21 protein-coding genes are annotated in these 23,018 nt (G+C 75.4%); 9 read left to right on the top strand and 12 right to left on the bottom strand.

Annotated features, from left to right (window positions below; genetic code table 11):
- Positions 1 to 10: 10 nt before the first annotated feature.
- Positions 11 to 913 (top strand): carbohydrate kinase family protein, encoded by a 903-nt coding sequence (locus tag IFT45_RS02505; protein WP_192126524.1) that lies wholly within the window; start codon positions 11 to 13, stop codon positions 911 to 913.
- Positions 914 to 920: 7 nt separating this feature from the next.
- Here the strand turns inward: IFT45_RS02505 and IFT45_RS02500 are convergent, their stop codons facing one another.
- The 3 genes from IFT45_RS02500 to IFT45_RS02490 all read right to left on the bottom strand — a co-directional run bounded on the left by IFT45_RS02500 (position 921) and on the right by IFT45_RS02490 (position 3,499).
- Entirely contained in the window at positions 921 to 1,922 is a 1,002-nt protein-coding gene (locus tag IFT45_RS02500) for an NADP-dependent oxidoreductase (RefSeq protein ID WP_192126521.1), read from the bottom strand.
- A gap of 153 nt (positions 1,923 to 2,075) precedes the next feature.
- Positions 2,076 to 2,969, bottom strand: coding sequence for a neutral zinc metallopeptidase (locus IFT45_RS02495; protein ID WP_056057026.1), 894 nt, complete (start codon positions 2,967 to 2,969; stop codon positions 2,076 to 2,078).
- Positions 2,970 to 3,049: 80 nt separating this feature from the next.
- On the bottom strand, positions 3,050 to 3,499 hold the full coding sequence (locus IFT45_RS02490) for a DUF5997 family protein (protein WP_056057024.1): 450 nt from the start codon (positions 3,497 to 3,499) through the stop codon (positions 3,050 to 3,052).
- A gap of 92 nt (positions 3,500 to 3,591) precedes the next feature.
- Between IFT45_RS02490 and IFT45_RS02485 the strand changes: the two genes are divergently transcribed.
- The 4 genes from IFT45_RS02485 to IFT45_RS02470 all read left to right on the top strand — a co-directional run bounded on the left by IFT45_RS02485 (position 3,592) and on the right by IFT45_RS02470 (position 5,547).
- Positions 3,592 to 4,314: a LysR substrate-binding domain-containing protein gene (locus IFT45_RS02485; protein WP_192126519.1), complete on the top strand. Its 723-nt coding sequence runs from the start codon at positions 3,592 to 3,594 to the stop codon at positions 4,312 to 4,314.
- Positions 4,315 to 4,477: 163 nt separating this feature from the next.
- Positions 4,478 to 4,954, top strand: a complete 477-nt coding sequence (locus tag IFT45_RS17685; protein ID WP_192046262.1) for a DUF1905 domain-containing protein — start codon at positions 4,478 to 4,480, stop codon at positions 4,952 to 4,954.
- A gap of 132 nt (positions 4,955 to 5,086) precedes the next feature.
- The gene (locus tag IFT45_RS02475) at positions 5,087 to 5,296 is read left to right on the top strand and encodes a DUF2945 domain-containing protein (RefSeq protein WP_056057022.1); all 210 of its coding nucleotides are present in this window, start codon (positions 5,087 to 5,089) and stop codon (positions 5,294 to 5,296) included.
- Positions 5,297 to 5,307: 11 nt separating this feature from the next.
- Entirely contained in the window at positions 5,308 to 5,547 is a 240-nt protein-coding gene (locus IFT45_RS02470; protein WP_056057020.1) for a hypothetical protein, read from the top strand.
- Between the two features lie 27 nt (positions 5,548 to 5,574).
- Here the strand turns inward: IFT45_RS02470 and IFT45_RS02465 are convergent, their stop codons facing one another.
- Complete coding sequence (locus tag IFT45_RS02465) at positions 5,575 to 6,906, bottom strand: MFS transporter (RefSeq protein WP_192126517.1); 1,332 nt, start codon at positions 6,904 to 6,906, stop codon at positions 5,575 to 5,577.
- Between the two features lie 145 nt (positions 6,907 to 7,051).
- Here IFT45_RS02465 and IFT45_RS02460 point away from each other — a divergent pair, with 145 nt between their 5' ends.
- Positions 7,052 to 7,750, top strand: a complete 699-nt coding sequence (locus IFT45_RS02460; protein ID WP_185233667.1) for a TetR/AcrR family transcriptional regulator — start codon at positions 7,052 to 7,054, stop codon at positions 7,748 to 7,750.
- Positions 7,751 to 7,753: 3 nt separating this feature from the next.
- Here the strand turns inward: IFT45_RS02460 and IFT45_RS02455 are convergent, their stop codons facing one another.
- Both IFT45_RS02455 and IFT45_RS02450 read right to left on the bottom strand, forming a co-directional pair.
- Positions 7,754 to 8,596 carry an ABC transporter permease gene (locus tag IFT45_RS02455; RefSeq protein ID WP_056057014.1) on the bottom strand — a complete coding sequence of 281 codons (843 nt, stop codon included), beginning with the start codon at positions 8,594 to 8,596 and terminating at the stop codon, positions 7,754 to 7,756.
- On the bottom strand, positions 8,593 to 9,624 hold the full coding sequence (locus IFT45_RS02450) for an ATP-binding cassette domain-containing protein (protein ID WP_192126515.1): 1,032 nt from the start codon (positions 9,622 to 9,624) through the stop codon (positions 8,593 to 8,595). Before IFT45_RS02450 ends, IFT45_RS02455 begins: the two co-directional genes overlap by 4 nt.
- 245 nt (positions 9,625 to 9,869) lie before the next feature.
- Between IFT45_RS02450 and IFT45_RS02445 the strand changes: the two genes are divergently transcribed.
- Entirely contained in the window at positions 9,870 to 13,433 is a 3,564-nt protein-coding gene (locus IFT45_RS02445; protein ID WP_192126513.1) for a bifunctional proline dehydrogenase/L-glutamate gamma-semialdehyde dehydrogenase, read from the top strand.
- 118 nt (positions 13,434 to 13,551) lie between these two features.
- Here the strand turns inward: IFT45_RS02445 and IFT45_RS02440 are convergent, their stop codons facing one another.
- The 4 genes from IFT45_RS02440 to IFT45_RS02425 form a co-directional block, all read right to left on the bottom strand.
- Positions 13,552 to 14,535 (bottom strand): NAD-dependent epimerase/dehydratase family protein, encoded by a 984-nt coding sequence (locus IFT45_RS02440; protein ID WP_192126511.1) that lies wholly within the window; start codon positions 14,533 to 14,535, stop codon positions 13,552 to 13,554.
- A 169-nt stretch (positions 14,536 to 14,704) separates the two neighbouring features.
- Positions 14,705 to 17,479 carry an alpha/beta fold hydrolase gene (locus IFT45_RS02435; RefSeq protein ID WP_371810856.1) on the bottom strand — a complete coding sequence of 925 codons (2,775 nt, stop codon included), beginning with the start codon at positions 17,477 to 17,479 and terminating at the stop codon, positions 14,705 to 14,707.
- Positions 17,476 to 18,438 (bottom strand): 3-oxoacyl-ACP synthase III, encoded by a 963-nt coding sequence (locus IFT45_RS02430; protein ID WP_156370250.1) that lies wholly within the window; start codon positions 18,436 to 18,438, stop codon positions 17,476 to 17,478. Before IFT45_RS02430 ends, IFT45_RS02435 begins: the two co-directional genes overlap by 4 nt.
- A 617-nt stretch (positions 18,439 to 19,055) precedes the next feature.
- Positions 19,056 to 19,337 carry a hypothetical protein gene (locus IFT45_RS02425; protein ID WP_156370098.1) on the bottom strand — a complete coding sequence of 94 codons (282 nt, stop codon included), beginning with the start codon at positions 19,335 to 19,337 and terminating at the stop codon, positions 19,056 to 19,058.
- Between the two features lie 76 nt (positions 19,338 to 19,413).
- On the opposite strand from IFT45_RS02425, the gene IFT45_RS02420 reads away from it, so the two are divergent.
- Complete coding sequence (locus tag IFT45_RS02420; protein WP_056057002.1) at positions 19,414 to 19,659, top strand: hypothetical protein; 246 nt, start codon at positions 19,414 to 19,416, stop codon at positions 19,657 to 19,659.
- On the opposite strand, the gene IFT45_RS17415 is transcribed toward IFT45_RS02420, so the two are convergent.
- Positions 19,656 to 20,882: an FUSC family protein gene (locus IFT45_RS17415; protein ID WP_192126509.1), complete on the bottom strand. Its 1,227-nt coding sequence runs from the start codon at positions 20,880 to 20,882 to the stop codon at positions 19,656 to 19,658. The genes IFT45_RS02420 and IFT45_RS17415 overlap by 4 nt on opposite strands.
- Before the next feature lie 103 nt (positions 20,883 to 20,985).
- On the opposite strand from IFT45_RS17415, the gene IFT45_RS02410 reads away from it, so the two are divergent.
- Positions 20,986 to 21,504 carry a MarR family transcriptional regulator gene (locus tag IFT45_RS02410; RefSeq protein WP_192126507.1) on the top strand — a complete coding sequence of 173 codons (519 nt, stop codon included), beginning with the start codon at positions 20,986 to 20,988 and terminating at the stop codon, positions 21,502 to 21,504.
- A 19-nt stretch (positions 21,505 to 21,523) separates the two neighbouring features.
- Here the strand turns inward: IFT45_RS02410 and IFT45_RS02405 are convergent, their stop codons facing one another.
- The gene (locus IFT45_RS02405) at positions 21,524 to 22,960 is read right to left on the bottom strand and encodes a family 16 glycosylhydrolase (protein WP_192126505.1); all 1,437 of its coding nucleotides are present in this window, start codon (positions 22,958 to 22,960) and stop codon (positions 21,524 to 21,526) included.
- Between the last annotated feature and the right edge of the window lie 58 nt (positions 22,961 to 23,018).

Below are 23,018 nucleotides of genomic sequence, written 5' to 3'. Positions count from 1 at the left end.
GGCTGCCCGCATGGACCAGACCGCAGGCCGGGTCGTCGTCGTCGGCGACGCCCTCATCGACGAGATCCGCACCCCCGCCGGCTCCGACGACCACGTCGGCGGCGCCGGCCTCAACGTCGCCGTCGGCCTCGCCCGGCTCGGCGTGCCGACCACCCTGCTCGCCGCCGTGGGCGACGACGCCGACGGCGCGGCGATCCGCGCGCACCTCGCCGAGCACGGCGTCGAGCTGGTCGCGACCGTCAACCCGCTCGGCACCGGCCGCGCGGTCTCCGAGCGCGTCGACGGCGAGCCGAGCTACTCGTTCACCGAGGCCGCCGTCGCGCGGGGCCTCGACTTCTCGCCCGAGCAGGTCGAGGCGATCACCGTGGCGCCCCTCGTCGCCGTCAGCTCGTACCCGTTCGACGACGCCTGGCTCACCGAGCGCCTGCTGCAGCACGTGGGCGCCGAACCGCCGCGGCTGGTGGTCGACCCGAACCCGCGGCCCGGGTTCCTCCGCGACGTCGACGACTTCCGCGCCGGGTTCGCCCGTGCGGCCGCCGTCTCGCTGCTCGTCAAGATCGGCTCCGACGACGCCGAGCTCGTGGCGGGCACCTCGCTCGAGGGCTGGCAGGAGGCGCTGCTCGCGTCGGGCGCCGGGGCCGTGCTGGCCACGCGGGGCTCCGACGGGGCCGACCTGCAGCTCGCGGGCGGCCCGGTGCTGCACCGAGACGTGGCCGTCTCGGCGGGCGAGGTCGTCGACACGATGGGCGCGGGCGACGCGACGTTCGCGTCGATCGTCGCCAGCCTGCTCGCCGGCACGAGCGGCCCCGGCTCGACCGACTGGGCGGCCGCGCTGACCGACGCCATGGCGGTCGCCGCCGCCACCGTGCGCGCGCCGGGGGCGCTGCTGCGCCGCCCCGGCGACGAGAGCTAGGAGCGCGTCAGTCCCGCGCCTCCGCGACGGCCCTGGCCTTGCCCGACAGGTACCAGTGCGAGCGCGCGCCGGTCTCGACCGGCTGCATGCCGACGACGACCTTGCCGCGGGAGTGCTTCTCGGCGAGGTCGTCGAACGCCTGCGCCACCGCGTCGAACGGGTAGAAGCCCGAGATGAGCACGCGCACCTTGTTCTCGGCGATCAGCTTGGCGAGGGCGCCGAGGATCATCGCCGGCTCGGCGTCGTCACGCTCGGAGGTGATGAAGCGCACCTCGACGTCGAGGCGGTCGTCGCTCGAGCTGAACCGGCTGGCCGGCACGCCGAGGGCGGTCGCGAGCTCCGGGTTGTCGCCGCCGTGGTTGTCGATGAACGCCGTGACGGGGCGCGTCACCGCCGCCTCGATGCGCTCCTGGATGCCGTCGCCGTAGGTGATCGGGATCACGCCGATCGACCGCAGGTAGTCGTGGTTGCGGGGGCTGCAGGTGCCGATCACGGTCGCTCCCGCGGCCTTGGCGAGCTGGCACTCGATGTGCCCCACGCCGCCGGCCGCGGCGGTCACGACGACGACGTCCTCCGCGCCGAGGTGCAGCCCGCGGACGATGTCGTAGGCGGTGACCCCGGCGAGGTAGAGGCCGCCGGCGACCTCCCACTCGACGTTCATCGGCTTCTTGACGACCGCCGTGGCGGGCACGGTGACCCAGGTCGCGTGCGCCCCGCCGCCGATCGAGTGGCCGAGCACCTCGGCCCCGATCGCGAGGTCGCGCACCGCGGCGCCGCGCTTCTTGACGATGCCCGCGAAGCAGGAGCCCTGCCGGGCGGGGAACTCGAGGGGGAGGCGGTCGACGAAGTCGCCCTGCCGGATGAAGTTCTCGATGTGGTTGAGCCCCGCCGCCACGACCTCGACGACGACCTCGTCGTCGGCGGGGACGGGGAGCTCCTGGGCGACGAAGTGCAGCTCGTCGATGTCTCCGTACCGGTCGAACTCGACCGCCTTGCCCGAACGTGCCATGTCGTGCCTCCTCGCAGCGTGCCCTGAGTCTGCTCCCGGTGGGGGACGACAGGTCGGGAGCTGGCTGGGAGTTCTCACGGAGCGGCCAGTGGTCGTCGGCCGGCCGGCGACGCGGACGGCCGCAGCGTGGTCGCGGGGGCGGCCCCGCGCCTCCTACAGCTGGGCGGCGGGCACGCTGAACGTGTCGCAGGCCCCGGGCCCGCCGGCGCGCCCGGCCTCGAACCAGCGCTGACGCTGCTCGGCCGAGCCGTGCGTCCACGTGTCGGGGTCGACCTGGCCGCTCTGCGCCTGGATGCGGTCGTCGCCGACCGCGGCCGCCGCGTCGAGGGCGTCGGCGACCTGGGCGTCGGTGACCGGCTCGAGGAAGGTCGTGCCCTGGTCGTCCTGGATGGTGGAGGCGGCGCCGACCCACGCGCCGGCGTAGCAGTCGGCCTGCACCTCGAGCCGGATGGTGTCGGAGCCCGGCCCGGTCGCGCTGCGGTCGGCCCGGTCGAACGCCCCGGTCAGCTGCTGGATGTGGTGGCCCCACTCGTGCCCCACGACGTACATCTGGGCGAGCGGGCCGCCCGTCGCGCCGAACTGCTCGCGCAGCTGCTCGAAGAAGTCGGTGTCGACGTAGAGGGTCTGGTCGGGCGGGCAGTAGAACGGGCCGGTCGCGCTCGAGGCCGAGCCGCAGCCCGTGTCGACGGCGGCCGTGAAGAGGGCGAACTCGGGCGTCACGTACTGCGCGCCGAGCTGCGGGGCCGCGGTGGCCCAGTAAGTGTCGAGGGAGTCGGCGGCGCCGGCCATGCGGCACTGGACGTCCTCGTTGGCCTGCGCACCGGTGGTGCAGTTCGCCACGCCCTGCTCGCCGGACTGCGCACCGCCGTCGGAGCCGGTGCCGCCGCCGAGCACGCCGCTGACGTCGACGCCGGTGAACTGCCCGATCAGCACGACGATGATCACGCCGACGATGCCGACCCCGCCGCCGGCGACGCCGATCGTGCGGCCGCGGCCTCGCCGCGTGACCTTGCTGCTGTCGATGCGGGCGTCGTCGTTGAAGGACATGGCTCAGAAGCTACGCGACGGGGGAGCCCGCCGCCCGCCGGCCGCCGCCCGGGGCGGGGCGGGGGCGGGCTGGGGTCTGCCTACTTGCCGGAGCGCTCGGCCTCGCGGCGCTCCGCCTCGTCGCGCTCGGCGCGGAGGGCGGCGCGGCCGGCGTCGCGGTCCTTGACGCGCTGCTCCTCCTCGCGCACCTCGGCCATGTTGGCGCGCTCGGTGACGAGCCAGGCCGGCATCTGCTCGAGCAGGGCGTGGATCTCGTCGGTGGTCAGCGCCTCCTCGACGCCGCCCCGGGCGAGGCCCGAGATGGTGACGCCGAGCTTCTGCGCGACGACGGGGCGGGGGTGCGGGCCGGTGCGGCGCAGCTCGGCCAGCCACTCGGGCGGGTTCGCCGTGAGCTCGGCGAACTCGTCGCGCGTGATCGGGGTCGACTGGAACGACTCGGGCGTCGCCGGCAGGTGCACCCCGAGCTTCTTCGCGGCCGTGAAGGGCTTCAGGGTCTGCGGGGCCTTGCCGCGGGGGGTCTCGTCGCTCATCCGCCCAGGGTACCGGCCCGGCACCGTGCGGCCGCGAACCACGTCCTCGCACCGGAACNGGGGCGCGACGGGGGCACCGGTAGCCTGGGCCGATGACGACCGAGCCGACCCGCGCCTCCTTCCGCCTGGGGTTCGTGCCCGGGGTGACGCTCGCGAAGTGGTCGCGGATGTGGGAGGAGCGGCGCGGCGACCTGCCCCTCGACGTCGTCGAGGTCGACGGCGACGAGCCCCTCGCGGCCCTCGGCGGCGACGAGCCGGTCGTGATGCTGCTCGGCCGCCTGCCGCTGCCCACCGGCGACGACTTCTCGGTGATCCCCCTCTACGAGGAGCGGATCGTGGTCGTCGTGCACAAGGAGCACCCGATCGCGGCGCTCGGCAAGGAGGAGGAGGTCGCGCTCGCCGACCTCGACGGCGAGCACCGCCACGACCTCGACCCCGCCCTCTCGCTCGCCGAGGCCGTGGCCGTCGTCGCCACGGGCGCCGGCGTCGCCGTCATGCCGCAGTCGCTCGCCCGTCTGCACGGCGTCAAGGGCACCACGCACCGCTTCGTCGCCGACCTCGACCCCACGACGATCGCGCTGGTCTGGCCCGACGGCCAGCTCGACGACGACATCGACGACTTCATCGGCGTCGTGCGCGGCCGCACCGCCAACAGCAGCAGGTCGAGGAGGCGCGAGGACGAGCCCGCACCGGCGAAGGCCCGCAAGGGGTCGGCTCCCGACCCGCGCGGTGCCAGCAAGGGCAAGGCGCCGGCCAAGGGCCGCGGCGGGCCCCAGCGCGGCACCGGCCGCAGCCGCCCGCGCCGCAGCCGCTAGCGCCGCGCCGCGCCGCGCCGCGCCGCGCGCAGCGCACCCCGTTCCGTTCATCGCACCCCGTCCTGCAGGGGTGCGATGAACGGAACGGGGTTCGTGCGTCGGCAGGGTCGGCAGGCGTCCGCAGGGTGGTGGCCGCCCGCGCCGCCGCCCTAGGATCGCGACCGTGAGCACCCCCGCCGACGGCCCGGCCGCCCCCGCACCCGTCACCTTCACCACGACCGTGCACCAGGCGCGCGTGTCGGCCACCGGCCTGGTCGTCCCGCCCGAGGTCGTCGCCGCCCTCGGCGCGGGCGGCCGCCCTCCGGTCGTCGTCACCGTCGGGGGCCACACCTACCGCAGCACCGTCGGCGTGATGGGCGGGCTGTCGCTCGTGCCGCTGTCGGCGGCTCACCGCGCCGCGGCGGGCGTCGAGGGCGGGCAGCAGGTGGAGGTCACGCTGGGGCTCGACACGGAGCCCCGCACGGTCGAGCTGCCCGCCGCCCTCGACGAGGCGATCGGCGGCGACGACGGGTCCCGCGCCTCCTGGGCGGCCCTCCCTCCGGGCAAGCAGAAGGCCATGGCCCTGTCGGTCACCGACGCGAAGACCGAGGCCACCCGCGCCCGGCGGGTCGAGGCTGCGCTCGCCGCGCTGCGCCCGTAGGCGGTGCGCGGCCGTCGTCGTACCCCTCCTCCCGACGAGCCGAGAACCCCGGGGAGTCGCGGCGTAGCGTGCACGGCACCGCACCATCACCGACCCGCGGCTCGACCCCGGGCCGCCAGCCAGGAGGCAACGATGACGTTCAGCAAGGGTGACCACGTGACGTGGAACACGCCGCAGGGCGAGACCCACGGCACCGTCAAGGAGAAGCGCGTGAAGGAGTTCGAGTTCGACGGCCAGACCTTCAAGGCCTCGGGCGACGAGCCGTACTTCATCGTCGAGTCCGACAAGTCCGGGTCGGAGGCGGCCCACAAGGAGTCCGCCCTGACCGCCGCGAAGAAGTAGGAGCGAAGACCATGGCAGACCTCACCGACGTCGTCTGGAACGACGAGGCCCGCGACAAGATCCTCACCGACGCCGACCGCGTGCTGCAGGAGGCCGTCCGCGACGTGGCCGCCGAGACCGGCGAGGGCGACTCGTGGGAGGACGCCTTCGCGGCCCTCAACGAGCGCCTCAAGGGCCGCTTCATCGACTACGAGCCCGGCCCGGACGTGCGCAAGTACGCCGAGGCCATCGTCCGCGGCGACTACCGCTGACCGAGCCACGACGGGGGCGGTCCGACCTCAGGGTCGGGCCGCCCCCGTCGCGTCCGCGGGGCCCGCGTCCGCCGGGTCGGCACGCCCGGCCTGACCGGCACGCCCGGCCGGCACGAGCGGTGCGTCGACGCGGCGCACCCGCGGCGTCACGGCCACGGCGAGGGCGACGACCGTCACGAGCCCCGCGAGGGCGGTGAGCGTCAGCGGTTCGCCGATCACCCGCGACAGCGGCCCGACGGCGAGCTCGCCCGCGGGCATCCCGGCGAGCGACGCGAGCGTCAGGCAGGCGAAGACGCGCCCCAGGTACGAACGCGGCACCTGCAGCTGCACGGCCACGTCGAGCGGCACGGTGAAGACCTCGAGGCCCACGCTCGCGACGAACAGCCCGACGCAGAGCCAGAAGAACCAGTGCAGCGGGTCGATCAGGGGCGGGTCGAGCACGTAGGGCAGGTCGACCAGGGTGCCCGCCAGCAGCATCAGCGGTGCGACGAGGGCGACGGCCCCGAGCGCCGCGGTGGCCAGGCGCAGCCGCCCCCGCAGCGACCCCGCCCAGACGGCGCCGACGACGAGCCCGGCCGTCTGCACGGCCCCGGCGAACCCCCAGGCGACGCGCCCGAACGACTGGTCGGCGATCAGCGGGCCGAGCACGTGCACCCCGCCGGCGAACGCGAACTGGTAGACGAACGTCAGCACGACGGTCGCGGTGAGCCAGCGCGAGCGGGAGACGAACGCGACGCCGGCGGCCAGGTCGCGCAGCAGCGAGGCCCCGCCGGAGGCGCGGGACGGCCCCCCGGGGACGCGCACGAACACGACGGCCGCCGCCCCGAACAGCACGGCCCCGACGATCAGTCCGGCGCCCGTGCCGAACACCCCGACGACGGCGCCGCCGAGGGCCGTGCCGACGACGAGGCCGGCGTTCATGCTCGTGCGCGCCAGCACCGTCCCGTCGCGGACGGCCTCGTCGGGGACGACGTCGCGGAGCAGCGCACTCGTCGCGGGGCCGAAGAACGCGGCGGCGGCGCCGTTGACCGCCGCCGCGACGGCGAGGGTGACCAGGGTCTCGCGGTCGGCGAGGAGGAGCGCGCCGGCCACGGTGAGCGACGCCGCGGAGAGCACCGACGAGCCGACGGTCACGACGCGACGGGGCAGGCGGTCGGACACCGCGCCTCCCACGAGCACGAGCACGACGTTCGGCACGGAGCGGGCGGCGACGACGAGGCCGACGCCCACCGCGTCGGCGCCGAGGTCGATCGCCGCGAAGACGAGGGCGAGGGGCGCGAGCCCGCTGCCGACCCACGACAGCAGCCGCCCGACCCACAGGGCGCGGAACGCCGGGATGCGCAGCAGCGACCATCTCACCCGGCGCACTCTACGCGCGGCGGCCGCGAGCTCCCCCCGCCCGGCCCTGCGGCCCGTGCGCGGCCGCCGCCCGTGCCCGCCGCCCTCGGCCTCCCGCGACGTCACACGCCGTCGCCCCGCGGGCACCCGACCTAGGCTGGGCGCGATGAGCGCCGAGACCGACGACCCCGTCGCCCGCACGCCGGGCCGCTACCGCAAGGGCATCGCCAAGCGGGAGGCCATCCTCGACGCCGCCCTGCCGGTGTTCGGCAAGGTGGGGTTCCACGGCGCGTCGCTCCGCGAGGTCGCCCGGCAGTGCGGGGTCTCTCACCAGTCGCTGATGCACTACTTCCCGACCAAGGACGCCCTGCTGATGGCGGTCCTCCGCCGCCGCGACGAGCGGCTGCGCCAGCACTTCGACGACGTCGGCGGCATGCGCCTCGCCGAGCTCGTCGAGCTGGCCGAGTACAACGTCGACGTGCCCGCGGTGATCTCGCTGTTCATCACGGCCTCGGCCGAGGCCACGTCGAGCGACCACCCCGCCCACGACTACTACGCCGACCACTACGACCGCATCGTGTCGTCGACGTCGGCGTACCTCGGCGTCGCCGAGGGCCGGGGCTGGCTGCGCGACGGCTTCACCGCCGAGACCGCGGCCCGCGTCGTGCTCGCCGTGCAGGACGGCCTGCAGCTGCAGTGGCTGTACCGCCGCGACGAGGTGCACGTCGCCGAGACGATGAGGCTCGTCGTGGCGACCGTGCTCACGGTGTCGACCGACGAGCTCGACGCCGCCGTGCGGGCCGAGGTCGCCGACCGCGACGCGGGCGACGCGCCCGGCCGGCCCGCGACTCCTGCCCGGCCCTGAGCCCTACTTCGAGCTGATCCGCTGGAACTTCCGCACCGCGAGCGGCACGAAGACGACGAGCATCACCCCGATGCCGACGAGCACCGTGAGGTAGGGGTGCTGCAGCGTCCAGATGTCGGGCACCGGGGTGCTGCCGACGTTGCCGAACGACTGACGGGCGGCCTGCACGAGCGCCGAGACGGGGTTCCACTCCGCGAAGACGCGGAGCACCGTCGGCAGGGTGTCGCTCGGCACGAACGCGTTCGAGATGAAGGTGAGGGGGAAGAGGATCATGAACGACGCGTTGTTGATCGTCTCCGGCGTCTTGACGCTCATGCCGAGCAGGGCCATCACCCAGCTGAACGAGTAGCTGAAGAGCAGCAGCAGGGCCACCCCGCCGACGAACGACAGGGGCGAGGCGTTCACCCGCCAGCCGACGGCCAGCCCGGTGAGCATCATGATCACCATCGAGATGCTGTTCAGCACGAGGTCGCTGTTCGTGCGCCCGATGAGGACGGCGGAGGCGCTCATCGGCAGGGTGCGGAAGCGGTCGATGATGCCCTCCTTCAAGTCCTGCGCCATGGCGGCGCCGGAGAAGGTCGAGCCGAAGACCACGGTCTGGGCGAAGATGCCCGCCATGAGGAACTGCGTGTAGTCGGTGCCTTCGACGGAGATGGCGCCGCCGTAGACCTGGCTGAACAGCAGCACGAACATGATCGGCTGCAGCACGGCGAAGATCAGCATGTCGGGCGAGCGCTTCACCTTGATCAGGTTGCGCTTCGTCACCGTCCAGCCGTCGGACGCCCAGGTGCCGAGCCCGGCGCTCGACGACGGCACGAGGGTCTGGGTGAGGGCCGTGGCGGTCATCGGCGGGCCTCCTTCTCCCGGGCCGAACGGCCCTTCCGGCCGGTCGCGGCGCCGGCGTCGTCGGGGGAGTCGTCGTCGGCCACGGCCTTCCGCCCGGTCAGCTGGAGGAAGACGTCGTCGAGGGTGGGGCGGCGCATCCCCGCGTCGTGCAGCTCGATGCCCGCCGCGCCCAGGTCGGCCAACGACCGCTGGAGCGCCGTGGGGCCGTCGGTCACGGCCACCTCGACCTGCCGCCCGTCGCCGCTGACCGTGGGCTCGGCGTCGCCGTGGCGCCGCAGCACCTCGACGGCCTGGCCGGAGCGGGCCTCGTCGACCAGCGCCACGACGAGCCGGTGCCCGCCGACCTGCGCCTTGAGGTGGTCGGCCGTGCCCTCCGCGATGACGCGGCCCTCGTCGATGACGGCGATGTCGTCGGCGAGGCGGTCGGCCTCCTCCAGGTACTGGGTGGTCAGCAGCACCGTGGTGCCGCCCGCGACGAGCGACGTGATGATCTCCCACAGGGCCAGGCGGCTGCGGGGGTCGAGGCCCGTCGTCGGCTCGTCGAGGAACAGCACGCGGGGGTTGGTCACGAGGGCGCCCGCGAGGTCGATGCGCCGTCGCATGCCTCCGGAGAAGCCCTTGACCGGGCGGTCGCCGGCGGCGCTCAGGTCGAAGACCTCGATCAGCTCGCGGGCCCGCTGCCGCGACACCTTCGCGCCCAGGTGGTAGAGCCGACCGATCATGTCGAGGTTCTCGAAGCCGGTGAGGTTCTCGTCGACGGCCGCGTACTGGCCCGAGACGCCGATCGTGCGACGCGTGGCCTGCGGGTCGGCGACGACGTCGATGCCCGCGATCGTCGCCGTGCCCGCGTCGGGCACCTCGAGGGTGGTGAGCATCTTCACCGTCGTGGTCTTGCCCGCGCCGTTGGGGCCGAGCAGCGCCTTCACCGTGCCCTCGGGCACGACGAGGTCGAGCCCGGTGAGCGCGTGCACCGGCCCGGACTTCGAGCGGTACGTCTTCGTCAGGCCCCGCGCCTCGATCATCGCCATGGTGGCCTCCGCCGGTCGCCGGGCCGCCACCGAACGCCTCGGTGCGGTCCCGTGCTGGGCAGCAAAATATCAGCCCGCGGGGCCGTGCGCCAGTGACGATCCGTCGGCTGTGGACGGCTCGTCGCCGCGCCACGTCACGGCCTCGCGACGAGCTGCGTCCCCGTCGGTGCCCCCGACACCCGCCCCACGTTACGGTCTCGTGACGAACCTTGCCAGGTGGCAAGTTCTGGTCGTACCGTTCTCGCATGACCTCCCTCGACCAGACGGCCGGGCCGTCCTCCGCTCCCTCGACGACGAGCCCCGCGGCCGGCAGCGCCGCCCCCGCCGGGTCGCCGGCCCTGCCCGCCGACCTGGGCGCCGCCTCCGTCGCCCTCGCCCGCCGCTGGGCGCAGGAGGCGTCGCACGCCCCCAGCACCGGCTCGGCCCAGCTTCTCGCGCAGGTGCTCAAGGACGAGTCGGGCCTCGCGTTCACCATCGGCTTCGTCGACCGGGTGGTCCGCCCCGAAGACCTCAGCGTCGCCGCCCGCAACCTCGCCGGCCTCGCGCACCGCGTGCCGGCCTTCCTGCCCTGGTACATGCGCCTCGCCGTGCGCTGCGGCGGCGTGCTCGCCCCGGTGCTGCCCGGCGTCGTCGTGCCGGTCGCCCGCCGCGTGCTGCGCGGCATGGTCGGCCACCTCGTGGCCGACGCCCGGCCGGCGAAGCTCGGCGCCGCCATCTCCGGGATCAAGCGCGAGGGCACCCGCCTCAACCTCAACCTGCTCGGCGAGGCCGTCCTCGGTGACGGCGAGGCCGAGCACCGCCTGGCCGGCACCCGCGCCCTGCTCGCCCGCGACGACGTCGACTACGTCTCGATCAAGGTGTCGTCGATCGTCAGCCAGCTCTCGATGTGGGCCTTCGACGAGACCGTCGAGCGCGTCGTCGAGAAGCTCACCCCGCTCTACGAGCTCGCCGCCCGCTCCGCCCGGCCGAAGTTCATCAACCTCGACATGGAGGAGTACCGCGACCTCGACCTGACCATCGCGGTCTTCACGCGCCTCCTCGACCAGCCGCGCCTGCGCGGGCTCGAGGCCGGCATCGTGCTGCAGACCTACCTGCCCGACGCGCTCGGCGCCCTGCAGCACCTCACCCAGTGGGCCACGGCCCGCGTCGACGCCGGCGGCGCCGCGATCAAGGTGCGCGTCGTCAAAGGCGCCAACCTCGCGATGGAGACCGTCGACGCGACCCTGCACGAGTGGCCGCTCGCGACCTACGGCACGAAGCAGCAGAGCGACACGAACTACAAGCGCGTGCTGGCCTGGGCGCTCACGCCCGAGCGCACGCGCGCGGTGAAGGTCGGAGTCGCCGGCCACAACCTCTTCGACATCGCGTTCGCGCACCTGCTCGCGACGGCGCGCGGCGTGCACGACCGCGTCGAGTTCGAGATGCTGCTCGGCATGGCCGAGGGCCAGGCCGAGCTCGTCAAGGCCGACGTCGGCGGGCTGCTGCTCTACACGCCCGTCGTGCACCCCCGCGAGTTCGACGTCGCGATCAGCTACCTGATCCGCCGGCTGGAGGAGAACGCGTCGAGCGAGAACTTCATGTCGGCCGTCTTCGAGCTCGCCTCGAACGAGGCCCTGTTCGCCCGCGAGGAGGGCAGGTTCCTCGCCTCGCTCGCCGAGGTCGACGACGTCGTGCCCGCGCCCCACCGGGTCCAGAGCCGCCTCGAGGAGGCGCGGGGCGCCTCCCCGGAGCCGGTCGCCGACGCCACGGCCCCCTTCGAGAACGAGCCCGACACCGACCCGGCGCTCGCCGCGAACCGGGCGTGGGGCCGCGAGATCCTGGGCCGGGCCCGCACCAGCACGCTCGGCACCGCCGCGATCGAGGCGGCCCGCGTCACGGACGCCGCGACGGTGGACGAGATCGTCGCGGGCGCCGTCGCCGCCGCGCCCGGCTGGGCCGCGCTCGGCGGCCGCGGCCGCGCCGAGGTGCTGCGCCGGGCGGCCGCCTCGCTGCGCGCCCGACGGGCCGACCTGATCGAGGTCGCCGCGAGCGAGACCGGCAAGACGATCGCGGAGGGCGACGTCGAGGTCAGCGAGGCCGTCGACTTCGCCACCTGGTACGCCCACCTCGCCGAGCAGCTCGACGAGGTCGACGGCGCCGAGTTCGTGCCCGCGCGCCTCACGGTGGTCACCCCGCCGTGGAACTTCCCCGTCGCGATCCCGGCCGGCTCGGTGCTGTCGGCGCTCGCCGCGGGCAGCAGCGTCGTCATCAAGCCGGCCGGCCAGGCCAAGCGCTGCGGCGCCGTCATGGTCGAGGCCCTCTGGGAGGCCGGCGTGCCCCGCGACGTGCTGCGGCTCGTCGACGTCGAGGAGGGCGAGCTCGGCCGGCACCTCGTCGCGCACCCGTCGGTCGACCGCGTCGTCCTGACCGGGGCCTTCGAGACCGCCGCCCTCTTCCGCTCGTGGCGTGACGACCTCCCGCTGCTCGCGGAGACCAGCGGCAAGAACGCGATCATCGTCACGCCGAGCGCCGACCTCGACCTCGCCGCGGGCGACGTCATCAAGTCAGCCTTCGGCCACGCGGGGCAGAAGTGCTCGGCGGCGAGCCTGGTGATCCTCGTCGGGTCGGTCGGCAGCTCGGAGCGGTTCCGCCGTCAGCTCGTCGACGCGGCCTCGACGATGCGCGTCGGCTACCCGACCGACCCCACGACGCAGATGGGCCCGATCGTGGAGCCCGCCGCGGGCAAGCTGCTCGGCGGCCTGACGACGCTCGGCGCGGGGGAGTCGTGGCTCGTCGAGCCGCGGCAGCTCGACGACTCCGGCCGGCTGTGGACGCCCGGCATCCGCGCCGGCGTCCGCCCGGGCAGCGAGTTCCACCTCACCGAGTACTTCGGGCCCGTGCTCGGCGTGATGACGGCCGAGACCCTCGACGAGGCGATCGAGCTGCAGAACGCGACCGACTACGGCCTCACGGCCGGGCTGCACACCCTCGACGCCGCCGAGCTCGGCACCTGGCTCGACCGGGTCGACGCCGGCAACCTGTACGTCAACCGCGGCATCACCGGGGCGATCGTGCGCCGCCAGCCGTTCGGCGGCTGGAAGAAGTCGTCGGTCGGCGCCGGGGCCAAGGCCGGCGGGCCGAACTACCTCGTGCACCTCGGGTCGTGGACGCCCGGCGAGCTCACCGGCCCCCAGGAGGCGCGGCCCGGCCAGGCCGTCTCCGCCGCCCTCTCGGCCGCGGCGCCCCTGCTCGCCGACGCCGCGCAGCGGGCGGCGGTGGCCGCGGCCGCGGCCTCCGACGAGCAGCACTGGGCCGACGAGTTCGGCGTCGCCCGCGACGTCAGCGCCCTGGGCCTCGAGCGCGACCTGCTGCGCTACCGCGCCCTGCCGGTGACCGTGCGCGTCGCCGAGGGGGCCTCGCCGGCCGACGCCGTGCGGGTGCTGCTCGCCGGGCTCCGTGCCGGGGCTCCGCTCACCGTGTCGACGTCGATCGGCCTGCCCGCCGGGCTCGCCCCGGCCCTCGGCCTCGCGGCCGGCTCGCTCGTCGTCGAGGACGACGCGACCTGGCACGACCGGGTGCGCGCGGGTGCGGTGCAGACCGAGCGCGTGCGGCTGGTGACCGGAGTGCGCGACGCGGGAGGCGCCTCCTCGGTGCCGGCCGCCTCGGAGCTCGCCTCCGCGCTCGGCGGCGACCCCGCCGTCGCGGTGTTCGCGGCCCCGGTGACGCCGTCGGGCCGGCTCGAGCTGCTGCCGTTCCTCCGCGAGCAGGCCGTGTCGATCACGGCGCACCGCTTCGGCAACCCCGACGCCTGGAGCGAGGGAGTCATCTAGCTCACAGCGAGGTGCCCCGATCTGGGCCCTGGGCACAGCTCACGGCCCCGATCGGGGCACCTCGTTCGTCGTCGGTGCGGCCGCACCGCGCCGCGTCGCACCGCACCGCACCGCGCGGTCAGACGGCGGGCGACCCCGCGGCGTACCAGGCCGCGAGCCGGCGCAGGCCCTCGTCGAGGTCGACGGCCGGCGCCCAGCGCAGGTCGTGCTGCGTGCGGCGCTGGTCGAACCAGTGCGCGGTCGAGAGCTGCTCGGCGAGGAACCTCGTCATCGGCGGCTCGTCGCTGCCCGGGCGCACGGCCCAGGCGCGCTCGACCAGCGACCCCGCCGCCCGGGCGACCCCGGCCGGGACGCGGAGGCGCGGTGCCGGCACCCCGGCCGCGGCGCAGATGCCGCCCATCAGGTCGGCGACCGTGCGCGGCTCGCCGTTCGTCAGCACGTAGGCGCCGCCCGACACGGCGTCGACGCGCTCGAGCGCGGCGGCGATGCCCGAGGCGGCGTTGTCGACGTAGGTCGAGTCGATCAGCGCCGCGCCGTGGTCGAGCAGCGGCAGGCGGCCCGAGCGGGCTCGGTCGACGATGCGCTCGACGAGCTGCGTGTCGCCGGGGCCCCAGACGAGGTGCGGGCGCACGGCGACGACGCGCAGGTCGGGGTCGGCGGCGGCGAGGGCGAGCCGCTCGGCGGCGGCCTTGGTGCGGGCGTAGTGGCCGCGGGCGTGCTCGGGCGAGGCGGGCTCCGCGTCGTCGCCGACGATCGAGGCTCCGCCGTGCGCGACGGACGGCGACGACACGAACACGAGGCGGGGCACGCGGGAGGCGCGCATCGCCTCCACCAGCGACCTCGTGCCGTGCACGTTGACGGCCTCGAACTCAGCGGGGGCGCCCGCCAACGAGACCTTCGCGGCCAGGTGCACCACCGCCTCCTGCCCCTCGACTGCGGCGTCGACGGCGGCCGGGTCGGTCATCGAGCCGGCGACGTCGCGAGCGCCCGGCACGCCCGAGGCGCGGCGCTGGAACGTGGTGACCTCGTGCCCGGCGTCCGCCACGGCCCGGGCGACGGCGCCGCCGAGCAGCCCGCTCGCGCCGGTGACGAGCACCCTCACGGGGTCGGCCCCGTCACGGCCGGCGTCGGCGGGGCCGGCGTCGGCGGGGCCGGCGTCGGCCGGGCCGGCGTCGGCCGGGCGGGCGTGTGCGACCAGGTCGGGCGTGCGCGCAGGCCCGGTGGTGTCGAACTCGCCCGTTCGTGAGCCGGCCGGCGGCTGACGAGCACCCTCACGGGCGCACCATCCGCCCGCCCGAGAGCACCGAGCCGGCCCAGGAGGCGAGCCGTGCGCGGTCGATCTTGCTGTTGTGGCGCACGTCGGTCGGCAGGTCGGGCACGACCAGCACGGCGGCGACGCGGTGCCCGACGGCGGCGTGCACTGCCTCGCGCACGGCGGCGGCGAGCGGCGCGGCGGCCAGCCCCGGGCAGCGCGAGCGGGCCGCGGTCTCGACGACGACGACGACCTGCTGCGTGCCGACCGGGCCGACGCCCACGACGGCGGCGCGGGCGACGTCGGCCAGCGCCTCCACCGCCTGCTCCGCGGCGACGGGGGTCAGCGGCCCCGACGCGGTGGTGAGCACGTGCGGCAGCCGGCCTTCGACCCAGAGGCGGCCCCGGTCGTCGAGGTGCCCGACGTCGCCGGTGCGGTGCCAGCGCTCGGACGCGCCCGCGGCGGCACCCGGCACGCCGCGCACGCTCGCGCGGTCGGTCAGCCAGAGGCGGTCGTAGCCGCGCTTGAGGTGCGGCGCCGAGACGACGATCTCGCCCGTGACGCCGGGGGCGTCGGAGGCCGTGTCGGAGGCGCTCCCCCGGTCGTCGAGGGGAGCGATCAGCACGCGGGTGGTCGCCGCCGGCACGCCGACGCACACCCCGTTCGCGGCGGGGTCGGCCGCGGCCGCGCGGACGCCGTCGAGCGTGACGTCGGTCATCAGCAGGCCCTCGGTCATGCCGTACGGCGTGTGCGGCGTCGCTCCCGGCATGAGCTCGCCGGCGGCCGCGAGGAGGCGCTCGGAGACGGGCGCCCCCGCCGACAGGAAGGTCTCGACCCCGGCCAGGGCGGCGCGGTCGCGGGCGTCGAGTGCGTCGGCCGTCGCGACGACGTTCGTAAGGGCGGCGGGGGAGAGGAAGACGACGGTGGCGTCGACCGCGGCCGCCGCCGCGGCGACGGCGCGGGCCGTCAGGGTGCGCGGCGAGGTGACGTCCATGTCGGGGGTCACGCTCGTCGCCCCGAGCGCCGGGCCGAGCAGCGCGAACGGGGCGAAGCCGGCGACGAGGCCCGTGCCGGGGCCGACGCCGTACTGGTCGGCGAGGGCGTCGCGCAGCGCGGTCAGCTGGCCGTGCGTGTAGACGACGCCCTTCGCCGGGCCGGTAGAGCCCGAGGTGAAGAGGATCGCGGCCGGGGCGTCGGCGGCGGGCGCGTCGGGCAGCGAGGCGAGAGCGCGCCCGGCACGACGACCCAGCGCGGCGATCTCGGGCAGCGACGTCTCGACGTCGAGGGCTGCCGCGACCACCGGCGACAGCCGCTGGGTCGAGACGACCCGGCCGGGCCAGCCGAGCGCGCGCGCCGCGGTGAGGCCGGGCAGCTGGCCGATGACGTGGTCGGGCCACGAGCCGCGGACGGCCCGCGTCAGCCCCTGCACGCCGAGGCCCGCGTCGGCGACGACGACCACCGCGCCGAGGCGCACGCAGGCGTAGAGCACGGCGGTGAGGTCGGCGCCGGGCTGCACCAGCAGCGACACGCGGTCGCCGGGGCGGACGCCGTGCTTCCGCAGCCCGAGGGCGATCTCGGTCACGCGACGGCTGAGCAGCCGCCAGCTGACCCGACGGGGGCCGGAGGCGCGGGCGGCGCCGTGCGGCACCATCTCGATCAGGGCGGTGTCGTCGCTCTCGGCGAGCGTGTCGAGGTGGTGCCAGAGCGGGCGGTCCTGAGCGGCGGGCGGCGCCTCCTGCGCGTCGCTCGCCGCGGCGGCAGTGGCGGCCGAGGGCACGGCGGCCGTGACGCGGTCGCCGAGCCAGGTCTCGACGGCGGAGGCGTAGTCGACGTCCTCGGCGACGAGGTGCCCGGCGCCCTCGAACCGGTGCACGTCGGCGTGCGGGAGGCGGTCGACGAGGTCGTCGAGGTAGCGGTCGCCGAAGATCGGGTCGCGCGGGCCCCAGAGCATCAGCGCGGGCACGTCGAGGCGGGTCAGGGCGTCGGCGACGCGGTCGAGCTCAGGCCGGCTCGGGTGGCGCTGGTCGACGGGGATGTCGGCGACGAAGCCGCCGATCCCGCCGCGCCGCTCGGCGCCGCGGTAGGGCGCGCGGTAGCCCGCGGCGACCTCCGGGGGGAGGCGCGGGTGCGCGATCGCGAGCGTCACGTCGAGGAACCCGGTCGTGGCGACGGTCGCCCGACCCAGCACGCCCCGGGCGAGCGTCAGCCGCAGCGGGGCCGGGATCGGCTCGTCGGCGGGCTGGTGGATCGCGGTGTTGAGCAGCATCAGCCCCGAGAGCAGCTCGGGGTGGTCGACGGCCCAGCCCATCGAGACGACGCCGCCCCAGTCGTGGCCGAGCGTGACGACGGGCCCGGCGAGGCCGAGGTGCTCGGTGAGCGCCGAGAGGTCGGCGACGCGCTGCGGCAGCCCGCGCTCGACCCCGGTGCGCTCGGAGAAGCCCATGTCGAGCTGGTCGACGGCGACCACGCGCCAGGCAGCACCGCCGGCGGCGGCGGTCGCGAGGGTGCGGGCGGCGAGACGACGCCAGAGGTACGACCAGGTCGGGTTGCCGTGCACGCAGAGCACGGTGCCCACCGGCTCGACGCCGAGCGCCTCGAGGGAGCCCGCCGTGTCGAGGAGGTGCCAGGTGCGGTCGACCGGCTCCGCGCCTCCGGCACGGCCCTCGCCCCCGGTGCCTGCGGTGCCCGCGGGCACCGTCACGAGACGGGACCACGCCGGGTCGAGCCCGTCGAGCCCCGCGGGCGGCAGCGTCGCGGGCGACGTCGCCCGGGCGGCGCGGGGGAGGCGACTCACCAGGCGAGTTCCATCATCGCCGTGTTGATGCCCGAGCCCACGCCCATCAGCAGCACACGGTCGCCCTTCGAGAGGGTCTTGGACTCCTCGACGAGGGTGATGGGGATGGAGGCGGGGCCCACGTTGCCGAGGGTCGGGTACGTGAGCGGGACGCGCCCGCGGTCGATGCCCGCGGCCTTCACGAAGGCGCCCGTGTGCACGTCGCTGACCTGGTGCATGATGTAGCGGTCCATGCCCTGCCACTCCCAGTCGCGCTTCGCCTCGCGCCAGGCGCTGACGACGAGCTCCATGCCGCGCTTGAGCAGGGCCTTCGCGTCGGTGAACATGCCGTCGACGCTGCCGACGCAGAGGTCGTAGTTCTCGGTCGCGGCGCGCGTGACGCCGCCGACGATGCGGTGGCCCTCGGGGTGACGGTCGGCGCGGCCGAGCACGGCGGCCGCGGCGCCGGAGCCCAGCGTGAGGCTCGCGAACTCGCTCATGAAGTCGTCGCGCCCGTAGCCCTTGGTGAGCAGGCGCTCGATCGTGTTGACCTGGACGTCGTCGGCGTCCTCGCCGTCGATGATCACGGCGTACTCGATCTGGCCGGCGTCGATCAGCTGCGCGGCGAGGGTCATGCCGTTCACGAAGCCGAGGCAGGCGTTCGCGATGTCGAAGTTGGTGGCCGACGACGGCAGGCCGAGCCCGTGGTGCAGGCGCACGGCGACGGAGGGCTCGAGGTGCGGCCGCGTGACGGAGGTGTTGATCAGGAGGCCCACCTGGTCGGGCCGGATGCCCGCCTCGGCCATGGCGCGCTTGCCGGCGTCGACGGCGGCGTCGTCGAAACTCTGGTCGGCGCCCCAGTTGCGGCGCTCGTGCACGCCGGCGACGCGCTGCAGCAGGCCGGTGGGCAGCTTCAGGCGCTTGAGCACCGGGCGGAGCTTCTCGTCGATGCTCGCGGAGGTCGTGACCCGGTCGGCCATGGTGCTCGTGACGGCGAGCAGGGCGACGTTGCTGTGGCGGGTCGTGGCGTTGCCGCTCGTGGCGTCTCCGGTCAACGGGGCTCCCTGTCGAGTTGTGCCTGGGCTGGCTGTGTCTGGGCGTGCTGTTCTGGGTCGTGCTGTGTCTGGGTCGTGCGGGGTCGTGCTGGGTCTGTGTCGCGACGGTGCGCGTCTCGCCTGACCGTCGTCCGGGCACGAGCGAGCGAGGGGCTGTCGGGGGCCGGGGCGTCGGGTGCACGGCGAGGGTGCATCCCGCCTACTTTACGGCTGTCGTCGCTGGGCGGTTGCCAGGTTGCCGGGGCACAGACATGCCGATCAGGGCATGGACCGAGCAAGGGAGGCACGGGTCTGCCGACCGCGACGGTGCGTCCCGCGGGCCCCGCCGACGTCTGCGCTCCGGTGCTCGGCCGTCGGGCGGAGCAGGAGTGGTCGCCGAGAACGCTCCTCCACTCTGGAGTGGAACAGCCGTCCGCGAGTCGTCCGCGAGTCGTGACAGCGACACGGTGCTCCTCCACTCCGGAGTGGATCAGCGATGCGGGACCGCCCCGCGGGTGGGCGCGGTCGAGGGCACCGGAGCAGAGCTGAGCCGCCCGGGTCGATCAGGCGCGCGGACCCCGGGGCAGCTTCACGACGCGACGCCGGTCGTCGCGCGACCACCACACGAGGTCGGCGACCGCCCACACCACGGCCCCGGCGACGGCGAGCAGCACGACGACCGTGACGACGGTCACCGACCCTCCGCCGACGGCGAGGGCGGCGACGATGCTCGCCGCGACCAGCAGGGCGCAGACGATCGTGACGACGGGGCGCACCAGGCCGCCCTGCTTCGTCAGCAGCCAGTTCGGCACGTCGGGGTCGATCTCGACAGTCTTCCGTCTCACGGGGCCAGGCTACGGGGCCGACCCGGCCCGCGCCTCCGGGGCCCTGCTCCCCGTCGGGTCGACTACGGTCGTCGGCATGAGCGAGCTGCGCCGACCCTGGTTCACCCTGACCAAGACCGGGTCGGTGCTGCCGCCCGCGCTCGAGATCGCGGTCGGGCTGCTCGGCCTGGTGGTGCAGGTGCTGACCCTCGCGAGCGACCGGGAGACGCCCGGCACCACCGTGATCGTCATGGTGGTCGCCGTCGCGCTGGTCGCCCAGGGCGTCGCCGACCTCGTCTGGTGGGGCCGTGACGGACGCCGCGAGGCGGTCCGCCAGGGCTAGCTCGTCCGACTCGGCGCCGGGCGGGCAACCGCCGTGGCAACCGCCGTCGACGCCGACGTCGCCGCGACAGGCGCAGCCGCCGGCGGCAGGGCCGCCCGCCGCAGCCGGTGCGTCGCCAGCAGCAGCAGCACCGCCACGCCGACCCCCACGCCGGTGTCGACAGCCCGCCAGACGACCAGCGGCGCGATGTCGACCGGCCCGGCCAGGGCCCGCATGCCGAGGGCCATCGGCGTGATGAACAGCAGGGTCAACCCGTAGTTGCGGGCGACGACGAGCTCCGCGGCGAACTGCAGCACGCCGAAGGCGACGATCAGGCCGACCTCCCCGGGGCGGAGCGCGAGCAGCGCGGCCGCGACGCCCACGCCGAGCAGCGTGCCGACGAGCCGGTGGCCGGCCCGCACGAGCTGGGTCGACGTGGCCCGGCCGACCACCGGCACGACCGCCGACACCATCGCCCAGTACGGGTTCTCGAAGCCGACCGCGACGCTGACGAGGCCCGCCACCAGGCTGCCGACGAGGCAGACCGCGGCGTGCAGGAGCGCCCGACGACGGTCGAGGGCCGGGGCGGGCGCGACCGAACGGGTGCGGGCGGCCCGGTCCCGCCGTCGGCCGGAGGGCAGCAGCAGCACGGCCGCCGACGCCGCCAGCGCCACGAGCAGGCTCGCCGGCGCGACCACCGCGGCGACGCCCACGGACGAGGAGGCGGCGGGCAGGAACGCGCACACGCCGAGCCCGAAGACGGGGAAGAGGGGCCCCGGGGGAGCCCACCGCCGCACGTCGGCGACCAGCGACCCGAGGCCCGCGACCGCCGCGATGACGACGACGACGAGCACGACGTCGGCCCCGCTCGTCGAGAGCACGGCGCCGAGCAGCACGGAGGCGACGAGGACCGCCCCGGCCTCGAGCTGCATCCGCAGCCGCGGGCCCACGGGCAGTCCGCGGCCGAAGGCCGACGCGAAGGCACCGAACACGGCGTAGGGCGCCCAGGCGAGGTGGCCCGTTGCCGCGAGCACGACGAGCGGGAGCACGACGCTGACGGCGACCCGCGCGGCCGGCACGTGGGCGCCGTCGTGCGGGCCGAGGCGCACGAAGTCGCGGGGGCGGGGGAGCACGGCCGGCCGGGCGGCGGGGGCGGGCGGGGCAGGGGGAGGAACGGGGGAGGAGGGCGCGGCGGGAGCGCCGGGGGCGGGGCTGGCGGCGGGCTCGGGGCGGGACGGTGCCACGGGGGTCCTCTCGACGACGGTGGGCGTTCGTCGTCGAACTGCTTCACGGGTGAACTAGATGGTCGTCGATAGTTTACCCGTGAACCACCGCTACCCTCGACACGTGAGCCCCGCCGACCCTGCCCGCGCCGACACAGCCCGACCCGACGCGATCGAGCGCGTCCACGACCGCTGGCGGCGCCTCCGGCCCGACCTCGACGTGTCGCCGCTGCTCGTCGTCGGCCGCGTGACGCGCCTGGGCCGCCTGATCCAGCGGCGCAGCGACGAGCTGCTGCGCGACCTGGGGCTCGGGCGGGCCGACTTCGACGTGCTCGCCGCCCTCGTCCGCCACGACGCGCCCCTGACCCCGACGGCCCTGGCCGACGAGACGCTGCTGTCGGCGCCCGCCGTCACCAAGCGCCTCCGCGTGCTGCTCGACGCCGGGCTCGTGGCCCGGGAGGCCAACCCGGCCGACGGCCGCGGCTGGCTCGTCGTGCCGACGGAGCCGGGGCGCCGACGGCTCGCCGAGGCCCTGGACGTGCAGGTCGCCGCCGAGGCCGCGATGATCGCGGGCCTCGACGGCGACGAGCGGGACGCCCTGCTGCGGGGCCTCCCGGCCCTGCTGCGCGAGCTCGAGGGCTAGCGCCCCGGGCGGGCGCCGGTCAGCGGCGCTCGCAGACCAGGCCGTCGCGGTCGACGTCGAGCCTCGCGTTCGCGGCGTAGACGGTCGCCGAGACGGTCGTCCCGGCCGGCTGGGCGAGGGTCCGCGTGCCGACCTGGTCGCGGGCGCTGGTGTTCTTCGCGACGCCGGCGGGGTGCTCGGAGTTCAGGGCGCCGCAGCTGAAGTACGTCGTCGGGAGCACCAGCAGCGACGCGGAGGTGCGGGAGGCGGTGGTGTAGCCGGCCGCCGACCCCGTCGCCACGACGGTGACGCGACGGTCGACGTCGCCGGCCCTGACGCGGAAGGTGCTGCCGGTCGCGCCGGGCACCGGGGTGCCGTCGACGCGCCACGACCAGGTGACCGCCGTGCCCGGGGTCCAGCCGTCGGCGCTCGCCCGCAGGGTCGAGCCCACCTTGACGTCGCCCCTGACCGTCGGGGTCGTGGTCGTCAGGGTCTTGGGGGCCGGCGCCGGAGCGGGGGTCGGCTTCGGGGCGGGCGTGGGAGTCGGGGCGGGCGCGGGAGCCGGCGTGGGCGTGGGCTTCGGAGCCGGAGCCGGAGCCGGAGCCGGAGTCGGAGCGGGCGCGGTCACCGGCGCGCTGGTCGCGGTCGACGGTGCGTAGGAGTACTGCGACACCCAGTCGATCTGCAGGTGGCCGTCGACCGACGCGGCCGGCTTCGTGCCGTCCGTCGCCGTCTGCAGCACCCAGTGCATCGGCGTGCGGGGGACGTTCGTCGTGGTCGTCGCGACCGTGACGCCGTCGAGCAGGTAGCTGATGCGCCCCGGCGTCCAGTCGATCGTGTACGTGTGCCAGGCCTGGTACGAGACGCCCGTGTCGTGCACGAGGTCGTTGTTCCACGGGGTGCCGAGCTGGTGGTTGTAAGCGTGGGTGGTGCCCTCGAGCCCGCCCTCGGGGAAGTTGATCTCGCCGTTGGCCCAGACGTTCTCGTCGTCCCAGAGCAGGAAGGCCGTGCCGTAGCCCGGGAGGGCGTCGGCGCGCATGCGCACCGAGTAGCGCCCGTAGGTCTGCCCGCCCCACTGCCCGTTCACGAGCGGGATCGGCGCGGCCGACCGCGGCACCCCGTCCGCGCCCGTGTGCAGGTGCATGTCGAGCAGCCCGCCGCTGACGGAGAGGGTGTCGGCGTCGTAGGCGCCGATCTTCCACGTGTCGGGGAACCCGTCGTACGTCATCCACTGCGACGCGTACGGCCCGGGGAACGAGCCGGCGGCGAGCGGAGTGCTGAAGTCGTCCTTCAGCACCTGCTTCCAGCCGGGCAGGTCGCCGGTGACGAGGGTGGTGGAGGCGGCGGCCGCGTCGAGGGTCGTGGTGGCGGCCGATGCGCTGGCCGTGCTCGCCGCGACGAGGCCGGTGGCGACGACGAGGCCCGCCGTGACGGCGGCGACGACCGGGATGCCCCGGCGGTGGTGACGGGTGTTCATGGCGTGGTGGACCCTTCCGTGGCGTGTGGGAAGGGCAAGCGGGTGCGCGTGGAGCGGG

Origin of the sequence: Frigoribacterium sp. CFBP 13707, assembly GCF_014842245.1 — a bacterium.
GTDB lineage: Bacteria > Actinomycetota > Actinomycetes > Actinomycetales > Microbacteriaceae > Frigoribacterium > Frigoribacterium endophyticum.
This window is presented reverse-complemented; position numbering and strand designations above follow the sequence as displayed.

Bases quoted from the DNA above. Each gene is read 5' to 3' on its own strand.
- IFT45_RS02430 (WP_156370250.1), bottom strand. From the start codon at position 18,438: ATGGCCGACCGGGTCACGACCTCCGCGAGCATCGACGAGAAGCTCCGC.
- IFT45_RS02460 (WP_185233667.1), top strand. From the start codon at position 7,052: ATGAGCGCCGAGACCGACGACCCCGTCGCCCGCACGCCGGGCCGCTAC.
- IFT45_RS02475 (WP_056057022.1), top strand. From the start codon at position 5,087: ATGACGTTCAGCAAGGGTGACCACGTGACGTGGAACACGCCGCAGGGC.
- IFT45_RS02420 (WP_056057002.1), top strand. From the start codon at position 19,414: ATGAGCGAGCTGCGCCGACCCTGGTTCACCCTGACCAAGACCGGGTCG.
- IFT45_RS02490 (WP_056057024.1), bottom strand. From the start codon at position 3,499: ATGAGCGACGAGACCCCCCGCGGCAAGGCCCCGCAGACCCTGAAGCCC.
- IFT45_RS02450 (WP_192126515.1), bottom strand. From the start codon at position 9,624: ATGGCGATGATCGAGGCGCGGGGCCTGACGAAGACGTACCGCTCGAAG.
- IFT45_RS02485 (WP_192126519.1), top strand. From the start codon at position 3,592: ATGACGACCGAGCCGACCCGCGCCTCCTTCCGCCTGGGGTTCGTGCCC.
- IFT45_RS02445 (WP_192126513.1), top strand. From the start codon at position 9,870: ATGACCTCCCTCGACCAGACGGCCGGGCCGTCCTCCGCTCCCTCGACG.
- IFT45_RS02405 (WP_192126505.1), bottom strand. From the start codon at position 22,960: ATGAACACCCGTCACCACCGCCGGGGCATCCCGGTCGTCGCCGCCGTC.
- IFT45_RS02505 (WP_192126524.1), top strand. From the start codon at position 11: ATGGACCAGACCGCAGGCCGGGTCGTCGTCGTCGGCGACGCCCTCATC.
- IFT45_RS02470 (WP_056057020.1), top strand. From the start codon at position 5,308: ATGGCAGACCTCACCGACGTCGTCTGGAACGACGAGGCCCGCGACAAG.
- IFT45_RS02495 (WP_056057026.1), bottom strand. From the start codon at position 2,969: ATGTCCTTCAACGACGACGCCCGCATCGACAGCAGCAAGGTCACGCGG.
- IFT45_RS02500 (WP_192126521.1), bottom strand. From the start codon at position 1,922: ATGGCACGTTCGGGCAAGGCGGTCGAGTTCGACCGGTACGGAGACATC.
- IFT45_RS02455 (WP_056057014.1), bottom strand. From the start codon at position 8,596: ATGACCGCCACGGCCCTCACCCAGACCCTCGTGCCGTCGTCGAGCGCC.